Origin of the sequence: Paraburkholderia sp. RAU6.4a, assembly GCF_050435625.1 — a bacterium.
Lineage (GTDB): Bacteria > Pseudomonadota > Gammaproteobacteria > Burkholderiales > Burkholderiaceae > Paraburkholderia > Paraburkholderia tuberum.
The window spans coordinates 3852499-3865398 of record NZ_JBNDKQ010000002.1; the positions used below are offsets into that span (position 1 = coordinate 3852499).

Consider the following 12900-nt stretch of genomic DNA (forward strand, 5'->3'; position numbering starts at 1 on the left):
CACGCTGACTATCGGATCTTGATGACAACCTTACCCTTGGTACGTCCGGTTTCGACATAAGCCAAAGCCTCCTGGGTCGACTCAAACGGAAAGACCCGATCGATGACGGGTCGTATCGCTCGCGCGTCGATCAGTGCGGCAATCCGGCTGAGCTGTTCTCCGCTGGCCCGCATAAAGAGAAATGTATAGCTGACGTCATGACGTTTCGCGGCCTTCCTGATGCGATAACTCAGAAAGCGCATCACCGTTTTCAGGAACCACGACGCACCGATCTCTTTCGCAAATTCGGCATCAGGCGGACCGGCGATCCCGATGAGTTTGCCGCCGGCCTTGAGCACACGCAGCGACTTCTCGATCGCATTGCCGCCTTGCGTATCCAGTACCAGGTCGTAGTCCTTCAGGATGGTCGCAAAGTCGTCTTTCGTGTAATCGATGACGATATCCGCGCCGAGTTGCTTCACCAGTTCGAGATTCCGCGCGCTCGCTGTTGTCGCGACGGTCGCGCCCACATGCTTCGCCAGTTGAATGGCGAAGCTGCCGACACCGCCCGAGCCGGCATGTATCAGCACTTTCTGCCCTTTCTTCAATTGCCCTTTTTCGATCAGCGCCTGCCAGGCGGTCAATCCCACCAGCGGGATTGAAGCCGCTTCCTCCATCGTGAGTGCTGTCGGCTTGAGGGCCACGCCATCCTCTTTGACCGCGATGAATTCCGCGAAAGTGCCGATGCGATCCTTGTGCGGGCGCGCGTAGACCTCGTCGCCGGGCTTGAATCGCCGCACGCGCGAGCCGACGCGCACGACAACCCCTGCCAGATCGTTGCCCAAAATCAGCGGCAAACGATAGGGCAAAATGAGCTTGAACTCTCCGTCTCTGATTTTGGCATCGAGCGGGTTCACGCCCGCGGCGTGGATCTGGATCAATACGTCGTCCTCGCGCGGCTCTGGAGCCGGCATATCGCCGGATCGTAAGCCATTCTTGCGTCCATATCGATCGACGACGAATGCTTGCATCATGGTTCCTTGTCAGTGGCTCGTTAAGTCTGGTTGTTTCGCTGGCAATAGCACGGATGCAGAGCCTTTGAACAGGGAGGAGACAGTCACGTCGTCTACGTTGCCAGCCGCAGATCTTTGCGGATACCGGCGTCCACCAGTCCAGCGGGCGCAAATCTGCGCAGCAATCGCAGACGGGCGGCGAGTCCGCCAGCGGTATAGCGGAGTTTCGGACGAGCCGCGATGGCGGCCTGCAGTACGGTTTCAGCCACGACCTCGGGACCGTCGGCGCCCTCGACCACTTCCTTCACTCGCTTGTCCACGGCCGAGCGCACCTCGCGGTATTCGTCGAGAGGGGCGTCGGGCGCGATCAAGTTCGCGTCGAAAGGCGTCTTGATGTAGGCAGGTTCAATGACCGATACGCGAATGCCCAGCGTACGCAACTCATGGTCGAGCGACTCCGAATAACCTTCCACCGCGTGCTTGGTGGCGGAATACAGCGCCATATAGGGCATGGGCAGAAAACCGAGCACGGAACCGATGTTGATGATGTGGCCGCTGCGTTGTCGCCGCATATGAGGCACGACAGCACGCGTCATGCGGATGATCCCGAAGAAGTTCGTATCGAAGATCGTGCGTGCCTGGTCGATCGAACTCTCTTCCGCGGCGGCAGGGGCGACGCCGAAACCGGCATTGTTCACCAGCAGGTCGATGCGGCCCTGCAGGCGCAGCACTTCGCTGACGGCGGCTGCAACGGATGCATCGCTGGTCACATCGAGCGGCAGCATGTCGAACGACTGTTGGCCGGCTCGTTGGCCGCGCCGACTGGTGCCGTAGACCTTGTATCCGGCCTTCGCAAGCCGCTTTGCCGTGGCTTCGCCGATTCCTGACGAGGCGCCCGTCACGAGCGCTATTTTGGTTTGCATGATGTTCTTCCCAAGATGTCTTTGCGTGGTTGGTTGAGCATTCGTTTCACTAAAATATGATGACAGTCATATTTTCGGTCCAACGAAAACCGGCACAGGGCCGGCGTATTTACGCATCAGTCGGTGCGAGTTTTTTCAATGCCGCTTCAAGAAAACTCTCCGATAGTTTGGGGTCGTCGACGGCACGCGCCATCACCATCGTGCCAACCATTGTGGCGACCATCAAAAGCGCCTGTTCGTGCGCGCCTGGCTGACCCCAATCGGGCAATTGGCGCGCAACGACATCGATCATCTCCTTGATGCGGCGGGTGGCCGCGCGCCGTACGGCCGGCGCCTGGCGCGGCATCTCCGAGCCGAGGGCAGAGATCGGGCAACCTGTCTCGATGCTCTCGCAATGCTCCTTCGACAGATAGGCGCGCATCATCGCCGGCAACGCCTGTTCCGGCGGCACGGACGCGGCGATACGCTCCGACAGCGCCACGGATTCAGCTCCGGCGCGGTCAGCGGCTTCGGCAAGCAGCACCTCGCGCGACGGGAAATGGGCATAGAAGCCGCCATGCGTCAGACCTGCCTCCTTCATGATGTCAGCCACGCCCGTGCCGTCGTAGCCGCTGCGCCGAATCGCGCGTGCGGCGACCCCGACGATGCGCTCGTGCGTGATTTCCTTGCGGCTGGCTGGCTTCCGGGTGATGGATGGATTTTTCATGACGACCATCATATATCATTTCGGCGGGATTTGCAGGGGCCATCCAGAGACCGACGGTTCAGGCGGTAACCGCTAGAATTGCGGCTTTAGCCCGGAATACGCCAATGTCTTTTGCCTCGCTTGGCCTGATCGATCCCTTGCTGCGCAATGTGCAGGACCTCAATTACCAGACACCTACGCCGGTGCAGGCCAAGGCGATTCCTGCTGTGCTCAGTGGCAAGGACGTCATGGCCGCGGCACAGACCGGCACTGGCAAAACGGCGGGTTTTGCGCTGCCGCTGTTGCAACGGCTGGTGCAACAGGGCCCTGCGGTGTCCAGCAACCGCGCGCGTGTTCTGGTGCTGGTGCCCACGCGTGAACTGGCCGAACAAGTGCTGCAAAGCTTTATCGCTTACGGCAAAGGCCTCGACTTACGATTTCTGGCCGCCTACGGCGGTGTGAGCATCAACCCGCAGATGATGAAGTTGCGCAAAGGCGTGGATCTGCTCGTCGCCACGCCGGGCCGTTTGCTAGATCTCCATCGCCAGAACGCAGTGCAGTTTGATCAGGTACAAACGCTGGTGCTGGATGAAGCCGACCGCATGCTGGATCTGGGCTTTGCGCGCGAGCTCAACGCCGTCTTTGCTGCCTTGCCCGCTCAGCGCCAGACCCTGCTGTTCTCTGCCACGTTTACCGATGAGATCCGCGCCATGGCGGCGGGCATTCTGCGCGGCCCGGTCAATATCAGCGTCAGCCCGCCCAATGCCACGGCCAGTAAGATCAAGCAGTGGGTGGTGCCGGTGGATAAAAAGAACAAGCCCGACCTCTTCATGCATCTTGTGGCTGAGAACGACTGGAAGCACGCGCTGGTGTTCGTCCAAAACCCGCAATGGCGTGGATTACCTGGCGGCCATGCTGGATGAAGCGGGCTATGCGGTCGACACCATCCACGGCGACAAACCGCAACCCGCGCGCCTGCGTGCGCTGGAGCGCTTCAAGACGGGCGAAGTACATATGCTGGTCGCTACCGATGTGGCTGCGCGCGGGCTGGATATCGACGATCTGCCGCTGGTGATCAACGTTGATCTGCCGATCGTGGCGCAAGACTATGTGCACCGTATTGGCCGTACCGGCCGAGCGGGCGCCAGCGGCGTGGCGGTGTCCCTTGTGTGCGCCGATGAAGCCCCGCAACTGGCCGCGATTGAAGCGCTGATCCGGCAAACGCTGCGCCGTGAAGAAGAGCCGGGTTTTGAAGCCGAACACCGCGTGCCGCAAACTAGCGCCACGGGCCAGATCATCAAGAAACCCAAAAAGCCCAAGAAGCCCAAAGTGCCGCAAGCTGCGCCGGGCGCCATGCAGGTGCTCAGCAAAAAACCGCGCCCGCAAAGTGGCGAAAACAAACGCAAGCCTGCAGCGCAACGCGCTGTGGCCGCGGGTAAAGGCACAAGCTTGTCCAGCGGTAGCCCATTCAGCGTGCAAAAGCCACGCAGCAAACCCGCCAGCAAGCCAGCTGCGGGTTCACGTAAGCCGGCTGGCAAACCCGCTGGTGGTCGCGGCAAACGCCAACCCTGATCCGTGTGTGACGGCAACGCACACGCCATTCCATCTCGCATCATCCGACCTCAGCGGATTCCGCGTTTGATCAACGGAATGAGCGAGTCGATCGTCGCAGGTGTTTGGACACCTGCGCCGGTGTTGATGGTCAGTCCCGCGAAATGATAAGCAGCCGAGAGCACGCATTGCGTGACCGGCAGGAAGCCTTGCAGATAAAGTTGCTGGTCGAGCGTCGCGGTGATGTATTTGCTCTGCAGCCCCGAAATCGTGGCCGGTGCCAGATCGATGCCACCAATGATGATTTGCCCCGGCTTCTTGCCAGCCTGCTGGAGCGCCTGCGGAATGAACCCGGTTACACCGCCGTGCTGAGTTCCAATCGCCTTCAGATTAGGGTGCGCCTGGATAAAGGCGACCAGGATCGGCACGGCGAGCGATGAATCGGAATCCACCTGAGGTGAGATATTGAGCCTGGTCACCTTTACGCCGGCCTTCTCCAGCGTTTCGGCAAGGCCACGGTCAGACTGACTGCGCACACTCTCGTTGAACACACCGTATTCCAGCGCCTCGTCGCCCTTCTTGATCCCAGCGTTGAGCATCGCCTGCGCGGTGATCTGCCCGCCGACGTAGAGTTCGACGCCGGCGTAGCCGAAGCCCTTCGCGTCGTAAAGTTTCTGGTTCTCGGGTAGCGGCGTGTTGCCGACGGTAACGATGATGCCCTGGTCTACCGCCTGCTTGATCAGTGGCGCGAAGGCTGGATCGCCCGGATGGCCCATGATGCCGATGCACGTCGGATGCGCCGCCATCGCCTGGCGAAACTGCGCAAGCATTGTCTCCGGGCTCCAGGCCGAGAACTGCTCGATCACCTTGATGCCTAAGGCATGCGCCGCGTCCGCAGCCCCGGTCTGACGTGGCAGCGTCGCGCCGTCGCCAGGGTTTCCGCCCATCTGCATATACATTGTCATACCGGCGCCGAGCGGCCCCGTCGTGGTCGGCTCAGTGGCACCGGCCGTCTGCGCGAGGCCAAACGCGAGAATACTCGCCCCCAGGAGGGATCCCGTCATGATCTTGATCATTTCTGCTCCTTTCTCCTGATTTAACGGCTTTATCGCCCCCCAAGCCTGAATCTTTCGCGCAACACGCGCAGCTTGGCGGGATTCTCTACCAACAGATGCAGCGTCACAGCGACGATGAACACCACCCCTTCGATCGCCTGTACCCAGAAGCCGGCGATACCTGTCGCAACGATTCCGGCCTCCAGCATGCCTATCACGAAAGTGCCGAAGAAGGTACCCACGATCGTCGCCGTGCCACCAAACACCGAGGTTCCGCCGATGAACACGCCGGCCAGCGCCGGCAGCAGATAGCCCTGCCCCTGGGTCGAAAAATAGTTCAAATTCTCGAGCGTGAGCAGCACCGTGGCGAAACCGGCCAGCACACCCATCAGCGTGAACAATTTCACCGTCTCACGCACGACATTGATGCCCACGACCTTCGCCACGTTTCGGTTGTCTCCGATGAACAGCAGGTGCTCGCCAAAACGGTGACGATTGAGGATGAACCACATGAACACTGCGAGCCCGAGCGCCCAGAGCGCTTGCATCGGGACCACACCGAACAACGTGCCCGCGAATACTGCATAGGCTGAACCGTTGGCGAGCTCCTGTAGCGCATTGGAGAGCCCGCCGGACAGGATCGAAGCAACCCCAGCCCAGAGGAACTGCGTGCCGATTGTCACGATGATCGAAGGCACTCCGACCACCGCGACCAGCACCCCGTTCACCACGCCGACCAGCGCGCCGCCCGCCAATGCCGCGATCACGGCTACGCCAGGCTGATCCGGTGGTGTTCACGCACCAGGCGAACAGGAAGCCCGAGAATGCCATCACGGAGGGGAAGGACAGATCAATTTCCCCCGCCGCAACCACCAGAGTGAGCCCGATCGCCAACACCGCCAGCGGTGGCACGGTGGTCAGGAACGAGAAGTAGATTGGCCAGCCTAAAAAGACGCGCGGTGCGGTTGCCATGAACAGGCCGACCACCAACGCGAACACGACCAGGCTCGGCACTCCCTCGATGCGTGCGAAATCCGGCAGGCGAAAACGCACCAGCCGCGCCGGCTGTTCGTCTTTTATCGGATCACTCACGTCCTTGCCCCGCAGCCAGCGCCGGCCCGTGCCCGCTCTGCTGTAGCGAAATCAGGAACCGGGTGAGTTCCTCGAGGCTCATCTCACCCGACTTCATATCCGCGACGATCCGGCCACGATCGAGCACGACGAGCCGATCGGCGAGCTCGTGCACATGGGCGAGGTTATGTTCGATGTAGATGCAGGCGCGGCCGGACTCCTTGATCGACCGTACGAAGTCGAGAACCTTACGTACCTCGCTAATGGCAAGCGCAACCGTGGGTTCATCGAGAATGATCAGATCGCTGTCGAAATACATCGCCCGTCCGATCGCGATGCCCTGGCGCTCGCCACCGGAGAGTTTCGCAATCAGCGAATCCGCGTCGATCCCCACGCCGCGGAAACCGAGCTGGCGCTTCAAAATATCGTTGGCAATGCGCCGCTGTTCGGCAACTTTGATGAAGCCGAACCGGTTGGTGATCTGCCGGCCGACAAAAAAATTACGCCACAGCGGCTGCTTCTCGCCCAGCGATTTTTCCTGATAGACCGTCTCGAAGCGCAGTCGGTGCGCCTCGCGCACCGAAAAGCGGTTCCAGTCGACCTCCTCGTCGCGGATGAACAGCTTGCCCGTGCTCGGCCGCACGACACCAGTCAGTACCTTGATGAGCGTCGACTTACCCGCGCCGTTATCACCGATCAGGCCGACGATCTCGTTCCGCCCAATGGCCAGATCGATGCCGGACAGCGCCCGTATCTTGCCGTAGGACAGGCTGATACCTTGGGCGCGCACGATATGCTGATAGGCGCACGTACCGGGCGCTGCCTGGTTCGGCATCACGCCACGCTCCAGCTCGAATGACCCACAGCGATGTTGTGAACGACGACAGCCATAGATCTTTCCCCTTTGCTTATCGATCGCCGCATCAACTTACATTGGAAATGTCCCTGAAATTTAGCAAGCCTTAGAGTCCAGTTCAAGAATCGCTTACGAGAGCGCTTATATTTCATCGGGAAAATATTAGTCTTGGGCACTTGAACAACGCACAGCCTGAGGGATAGAAGAAGCGCGTCAGAAGGGCCCCCACAGGACGAGCGGCCACAAACGCCCGGTCAAAAAGGCGCAAAAAGCAGAGGTATCGGCATGCATCCGCCACTCCAGCGGCTATTCTTCAGACGCTACGACTAACGCGGTTCAGGCCGGCTCTGCGGGTCGTCGTCAGCCATTCCGCGCCCCACGCGGAAAGGGGGGGTATGTCACGTCCAGAACTACCTCGGCCCGCGCGACGCGCGCTGCGTCGTCGGCAGTCAGCCGGACGCCGGTGGCTCGTCATCGGCAGCGCGCTCACCGGACTGTGCTTTGCCCATGCGACGCTCGCGGCGGGCACTCTTCCACAAGGCGGCACTTACGTGGCCGGCACGGGCGCGATAGCAAGCCAGGCCAACGGCCTCGTGATCACGCAACCGGGGTCGACGCGCGGCGTGATCGAGTGGAACAGTTTTTCGATCGGCAGGAACAACAGCGTGACGTTCGACAACGGCTCGGGCGCGACGCTGAACCGCGTGACGGGCGGCTCGCCGTCCGCCATCTTCGGCAGGCTCAGTGCAACGGGCAGCCTGTATGTGATCAATCCGCAAGGCATCGTCGTGGGGCCATCGGGCGTGATCAGCACCGGTGGCCGTTTCGTCGCGTCAACGCTCGATGTCTGCAACGACGCGTTCATGCAGGGCGGTGGTTCCCTCACGTTGTCGGGCGACCCGAACGCAAGCGTGATCAACCTCGGCAAGATCAGTTCGAGCAGCGGCGATGTGTTCCTGATTGCGCGACACGCCGTGATCAACGCGGGCACTATCACAGCGCCCAACGGTACGGCCGAACTGGCTGCAGGCGAACAGGTGTTGTTACAGGATTCGGGCAGCAGCAGACAGGTGTTCGTGCAGACGGGCGGCCAGGGTACCGTGGTCAACAAAGGGCGCATAAACGCCGCGCAGATCAGCCTGCAGGCCGCCGATGGGAACGTCTATGCGCTTGCTGGCGGCGGCACGCGCATCCGCGCGACGGGCACGGCGGATCGTGACGGTCACGTGTGGCTCGTCGCCGATGGCGGCCGTGTCAGTCAACTCGGCAAGGTCGCCGCAAGCAACGCCGACGGCAGCGGCGGAACGGTCGACACGCAAGCGGCACAACTCGCATTCGGCAGGCATGCAGCCGTTCACGCGGGCCAATGGAACCTGTTGACACCCACATTCACAATCGATAGTGCGGCCACCCGGGCGTTGCAGCAGAGCCTGAATTCGGGCACATCGGTCGCGGTCACGACGACGGGCGTCAATGGCGCAACGGGCGACCTGAGCATTGCATCCAGCCTTATCTGGGAGGGAGCGGCTTCGCTGACGCTTGCCGCGTACCACAACGTCTCCGTGACGACTGGCACGACGATAGCGAACCGCGGTACCGGCAATCTGACCGTGCGCGCCGACGCAACGGGCAGCGACAATGGAGGCAGCATCGCGAATAACGGCATCATCGACTGGTCGGCAAGCACGGGTATCGTCAGTGCGCTGTACGACATCGGGGGCAACTACAGCGCGGGAACCATTCTGTTGAATCAGGCGTGGACGGCGCCACCTGACAGCGGTCTCGTCACGCAGTCGACCGCCTATGAACTTATCAACTCGCTCGCCGATCTCCAGAAAATCAACCAGGACCTTTCGGGCATCTACGCGCTAGGCAAGGACGTGGATGCAACGCCGCCGTCGGGCACGTTCAATGCGCCGATTGGCGCTTTCCCAGCGAGTCCTTTCACCGGACAGTTCGATGGCATGGGCCATACGATATCCAACCTCAAGATTCAGGCATCACCGTCGGACATCGACCCGGGCGTAGGTTTGTTTTCCGCCATAGGATCTGGCGGTGTCGTACGCGACCTGACGGTGCAAGGCGAGGTCAGTGGCACGGCTAACGCCGGCTACTATGGGATTCTGGCCGGCCTGTTGGAAACTGGGCTCAACACCAGCACCATTGCGTCCGTCCACACCAGTGGTACGGTCGCGGTCGAGAACGCTCAAGAGGCGGGCGGCCTCGTCGGCTGGTCCGATGGCACTATCACACGGTCCTCCAGCAATGCTGACGTGTCGTCGTCTCAAGGTTTCTCCGATGGTGGACTCGTCGGCTACAACGGGGGAGTCATCAGGCAGTCTTTCGCATCGGGGAGCGTTGTGGGCACTTCGGCCTATGCCGGCGGGCTGGCCGGTCAAAACGCAGGAACGATCACGCAGTCGTACGCGACGGGTGCAGTCAGCGCGACTGATGCAGCCGCGGGAGCGCTAGTGGGAGTGAATCTATATAGCAGTGTTGAGCAATCATTTGCCACTGGCAGCGTTCAAGGGCAGGGAGGCGGAGGTGGCATCGCGGGCTTCAACTACGGGCCAGTGACCATAAGCAGCGACGTGTTCTGGAATACACAGACGACCGGCGCCACCGTCGCTGTAGTGAGTGTGGCTCATGGCGCCCAGGTTGGCAACGCCCAGGGCCTGACCACCGCTCAGATGAGCAACCCCGTCAGCTTCGGTCCCACATACGACTTCGGACCTGGCGGGGTATGGGCCATGCCCGCCGGAGCAACGCACCCCGTGCTGCGGTGGCAACTGGGTCAGTAGATGGCGAAGGCTTGTCGACAGGGTGGAACTCGACACGACGCAGATGCTGTCGTGAAAATCATTTGGGCGGGACAACTCCGGGAGGTCGGCGATCAATTGCTCCATTCGCGCGAGGCTTATCCAGTCTGCCTGGATCATCCTTCTGGCCGTGCCCTGTGCGGCATGGGCGCAATCGCAAACGATAGTCACGATCGCTGGCACTGGGGCGCAAGGGTAGAGAATCAGCGGCCCAACGCGATGGCTAGCCAGGCGATGCATCGCGGGCCCCAGCACTTCGTTGTGCATTTTTGCGGCGCCACGTCGAAACGCTGCAGCCGAAGCGGCCGTTGAACCAGCGGGAAAACGCGCTCAGCGATGAGAAGCCTACCAGCGTGGCCACTTCAGACAGCGGCCGGTCGCCGCTACTGACATACCGCATCACCTGTTCAACCCGCACCGCATCGACAATCGACAGAAAGCTGTCACCCCGACGGGCGAGGTGGCGATTCACGGTCGTGCGATCCACGCCCAGATGCTGCGCGATCCGGTCGGCCGAGCAGGTGCCAGACGGCAAAAGCGCAATGACCAGTTTCCTGACCTTGTCGGACATGGTTGCGTTGGACTGAAGCAGCATCGAATCCAGATACTGGCGCACCTGCTGCGCCATGACCGGATCGTAAGCTGGAATCGCGGCGTCGAGATCCGCTGCGAGGCACACGATGCCGTCGAAATCCTGGTTGAACTCAACGGGCGCGCCAAATACACGCGCATGCATGGCGAGGCTGGCTGGAGCGCTGTACGTGAGACAGATGGTGCGCGGCTTCCAGGCGGCGCCCAGCACCAGGCCCAGTGTCCGGTACAGGACGCCCAGTATCAACTCCGTTGCCTGGCGCATCGAGCCAGGCATGCCGCCCATGAGGTCTTCGCGGATGATGGCGAGTCCTGCCGTCTCCTCGACGCGCATCACCACCGCCTCGTTCTGCAGGCGCAGATAGTGCGCCATCGATTCGAGCGCGCGGCGCAGTGTCGGCTGTTCCCGCATCGCAAAACCGAGAGGGCCAAGGTTGGACAGGTGGCGGGTCTCGGCCATGCGCAGCGCGAAATCCTCGACGGCAGCGGCCCGGGCGGAGGTTTCCAGCAACCGCGCCACTGCCTCGGCCGGAATCATGATGTCGGGGTTCAGCAACGCGGAACGGTCAATGCCGGCATCACTTAACTGCTGGTAAGGATCAAGGCCCACCGATCGGGCCACTTCGACGTAACTGGTCAGGGAGGCACTGCGAAGCAGATAGGACATATGGTTTTCCCTCGTGCATCAAAATGTAAATTTTTTGCCTCAATTTGTCAAACCGCTATTTGCCAGTAGTCCGATACTTGCCTCCAGAGACGCGTAATGACCAACGCGTACGGAAATTCGAGAAGTTCGAGAGGAGGCGAAACAATGAGCAATGAGACGAGCCGCAGCGCGACCCCGGTCTGCGATCAGCTGCGCGCAACCGGCAACTGGAATCCCGCCTGGGATGCGATTGCAGAACTCGATCCTGTCTGGGCCGAGAAATTCATGGCGATGGGCATGCACACCGTGATGTCGGGTGTGCTGGAACCGAAGGTGTTCGAGTTCCTCGCCATCGCGGTCGACGCGTCCTGCACTCATATGTATGCGCCGGGCACACGCCGTCACATCCGCCGCGCGCTCGAACTGGGCGCCACCAGGGAAGAAATCGCTGCGGTCTTACAGGCGGTTAGCGTCCTTGGCATTCATTCCTCCAGTCTCGGCGCGCCGATCCTGCTGGAAGAACTGGCCGACTTCGGGAAGGCAAACGTCGACGCTGCGCAGGCCGTTGCCTGACGTCAGCGCCGTCACTTCATTAATTTTCAAAGAGGAACACAGACCATGCATTTCATGGACGACTCCCTGCTGCCTGAAAACCAGGAAAAACTCGTGATCCAGGTGGCGCCCTATGGGCCGCAATGGATCCCGAGCGATTCGGACGACATCCCGGTCACGTTGGACGAGCAGGTCCAGAAAGCCGTCGACTGCTACAACGCAGGCGCGACTGTGCTGCACGTGCACGTGCGCGAGGAGGACGGCAAGGGCAGCAAGCGCCTGTCGAAGTTCAACGACATGCTTGCCCGTCTGCGCGATGCGGTGCCGAAGATGGTGCTGCAGGTCGGCGGCTCGATCTCATTCGCGCCGGAGAATGAAGGCGAAGCGGCCCAATGGCAAAACGATGACACACGTCACATGCTCGCGGAGTTGAACCCCCGTCCGGATCAGGTCACCGTCGCAATCAACACCAGCCAGATGAACGTGATGGAGTTGATGACCGAGGCCGACATCGCGGGTACCTCGCTCATGAACCCGGCGCTGCAGGCTGCCTATCGCGACATGATCGTGCCGTCCAATCCCTCATGGCACGTCGAACACATCAGGCGTCTCGTCGCCAACGGCATCCAGCCGCAGTTCATGCTGGGGAATCTGACGCAACTCGAAACGGTCGAGCGTCTGATTCGCAACGGTGCGTATAGCGGTCCGCTGAATATCAATTACGTGGCAATTGGCGGCGGCGCGGCCGGGTTGCATCCCGCCGACATGATCGAGTTTGCCCGCCGCACCCCGGAGGGCGCGGTGCTTACGTTCGAAACGCTGAACCGGAACGTGGTGCCGATGAATACGCTGGCGATTGCGCTGGGCCTGCATGTACGGGTCGGTATCGAAGACACGCTGTTCGGCCCGAACGGCGAGCGGGCGACTTCAGTGCAGCAGATCGAGCAGATGGTGCGCATTGCGCGCGAGCTCAATCGCGACATCGCGAGCGGCGAGGATGCCCACCGCATCTACCAGATCGGCACCCGGTGGGGTTCGGTCGACGAGACGCTGGACAACCTGCGCATGGTACCTAATCGCACGTCCGGCCGGCGCGACGTGCCGGCACGCAAGGTCGCCTGAGCGGGGATAACGGGGCGCAACGCGGCAGCGTATGGCG

10 protein-coding genes and 2 pseudogenes are annotated in these 12900 nt (G+C 61.3%); 4 read left to right on the forward strand and 8 right to left on the reverse strand.

Features of this window, described 5'->3' with window-relative positions; genetic code table 11:
* Positions 1–8 precede the first annotated feature (8 nt).
* From OKW40_RS22660 to OKW40_RS22670, 3 genes are all read right to left on the reverse strand, one after another.
* Positions 9–1010 carry an NADP-dependent oxidoreductase gene (locus OKW40_RS22660; RefSeq protein WP_429491579.1) on the reverse strand — a complete coding sequence of 334 codons (1002 nt, stop codon included), beginning with the start codon at positions 1008–1010 and terminating at the stop codon, positions 9–11.
* Between the two features lie 95 nt (positions 1011–1105).
* Positions 1106–1915 (reverse strand): oxidoreductase, encoded by an 810-nt coding sequence (locus OKW40_RS22665; RefSeq protein ID WP_429491581.1) that lies wholly within the window; start codon positions 1913–1915, stop codon positions 1106–1108.
* 109 nt (positions 1916–2024) lie between these two features.
* Positions 2025–2633, reverse strand: coding sequence for a TetR/AcrR family transcriptional regulator (locus tag OKW40_RS22670; RefSeq protein ID WP_429491583.1), 609 nt, complete (start codon positions 2631–2633; stop codon positions 2025–2027).
* A 92-nt stretch (positions 2634–2725) separates the two neighbouring features.
* Here OKW40_RS22670 and OKW40_RS22675 point away from each other — a divergent pair.
* Positions 2726–4172, forward strand: a pseudogene (locus OKW40_RS22675) (DEAD/DEAH box helicase).
* Positions 4173–4222: 50 nt separating this feature from the next.
* Here the strand turns inward: OKW40_RS22675 and OKW40_RS22680 are convergent.
* From OKW40_RS22680 to OKW40_RS22695, 4 genes and pseudogenes are all read right to left on the reverse strand, one after another.
* Positions 4223–5227 (reverse strand): substrate-binding domain-containing protein, encoded by a 1005-nt coding sequence (locus OKW40_RS22680; protein ID WP_429491584.1) that lies wholly within the window; start codon positions 5225–5227, stop codon positions 4223–4225.
* Between the two features lie 29 nt (positions 5228–5256).
* On the reverse strand, positions 5257–5973 hold the full coding sequence (locus tag OKW40_RS22685) for an ABC transporter permease (protein WP_429491586.1): 717 nt from the start codon (positions 5971–5973) through the stop codon (positions 5257–5259).
* A 73-nt stretch (positions 5974–6046) separates the two neighbouring features.
* Positions 6047–6178: pseudogene (locus OKW40_RS22690) on the reverse strand (ABC transporter permease); the annotation flags it as partial.
* Positions 6179–6290: 112 nt separating this feature from the next.
* Positions 6291–7112, reverse strand: a complete 822-nt coding sequence (locus OKW40_RS22695) for an ATP-binding cassette domain-containing protein (RefSeq protein WP_221307813.1) — start codon at positions 7110–7112, stop codon at positions 6291–6293.
* A 416-nt stretch (positions 7113–7528) separates the two neighbouring features.
* Between OKW40_RS22695 and OKW40_RS22700 the strand changes: the two genes are divergently transcribed.
* Positions 7529–9934 (forward strand): filamentous hemagglutinin N-terminal domain-containing protein, encoded by a 2406-nt coding sequence (locus OKW40_RS22700; protein WP_429491588.1) that lies wholly within the window; start codon positions 7529–7531, stop codon positions 9932–9934.
* Between the two features lie 241 nt (positions 9935–10175).
* Here OKW40_RS22700 and OKW40_RS22705 read toward each other — a convergent pair whose 3' ends face one another.
* Complete coding sequence (locus OKW40_RS22705; protein WP_429491590.1) at positions 10176–11210, reverse strand: AraC family transcriptional regulator; 1035 nt, start codon at positions 11208–11210, stop codon at positions 10176–10178.
* A gap of 144 nt (positions 11211–11354) precedes the next feature.
* Here OKW40_RS22705 and OKW40_RS22710 point away from each other — a divergent pair, with 144 nt between their 5' ends.
* Both OKW40_RS22710 and OKW40_RS22715 read left to right on the forward strand, forming a co-directional pair.
* A complete protein-coding gene (locus OKW40_RS22710; RefSeq protein WP_429336093.1) occupies positions 11355–11762 on the forward strand; it encodes a carboxymuconolactone decarboxylase family protein in 408 nt (135 codons plus the stop codon).
* Positions 11763–11807: 45 nt separating this feature from the next.
* Positions 11808–12863, forward strand: a complete 1056-nt coding sequence (locus OKW40_RS22715; RefSeq protein WP_429491592.1) for a 3-keto-5-aminohexanoate cleavage protein — start codon at positions 11808–11810, stop codon at positions 12861–12863.
* Positions 12864–12900 lie beyond the last annotated feature (37 nt).

What these genes read in the sequence shown, in the direction of transcription:
- OKW40_RS22660 (WP_429491579.1), bottom strand. Translation starts at nt 1,010, where the DNA reads ATGCAAGCATTCGTCGTCGATCGATATGGACGCAAGAATGGCTTACGA.
- OKW40_RS22670 (WP_429491583.1), bottom strand. Translation starts at nt 2,633, where the DNA reads ATGATGGTCGTCATGAAAAATCCATCCATCACCCGGAAGCCAGCCAGC.
- OKW40_RS22695 (WP_221307813.1), bottom strand. Translation starts at nt 7,112, where the DNA reads ATGCCGAACCAGGCAGCGCCCGGTACGTGCGCCTATCAGCATATCGTG.
- OKW40_RS22680 (WP_429491584.1), bottom strand. Translation starts at nt 5,227, where the DNA reads ATGATCAAGATCATGACGGGATCCCTCCTGGGGGCGAGTATTCTCGCG.
- OKW40_RS22710 (WP_429336093.1), top strand. Translation starts at nt 11,355, where the DNA reads ATGAGCAATGAGACGAGCCGCAGCGCGACCCCGGTCTGCGATCAGCTG.
- OKW40_RS22665 (WP_429491581.1), bottom strand. Translation starts at nt 1,915, where the DNA reads ATGCAAACCAAAATAGCGCTCGTGACGGGCGCCTCGTCAGGAATCGGC.
- OKW40_RS22700 (WP_429491588.1), top strand. Translation starts at nt 7,529, where the DNA reads ATGTCACGTCCAGAACTACCTCGGCCCGCGCGACGCGCGCTGCGTCGT.
- OKW40_RS22715 (WP_429491592.1), top strand. Translation starts at nt 11,808, where the DNA reads ATGCATTTCATGGACGACTCCCTGCTGCCTGAAAACCAGGAAAAACTC.
- OKW40_RS22705 (WP_429491590.1), bottom strand. Translation starts at nt 11,210, where the DNA reads ATGTCCTATCTGCTTCGCAGTGCCTCCCTGACCAGTTACGTCGAAGTG.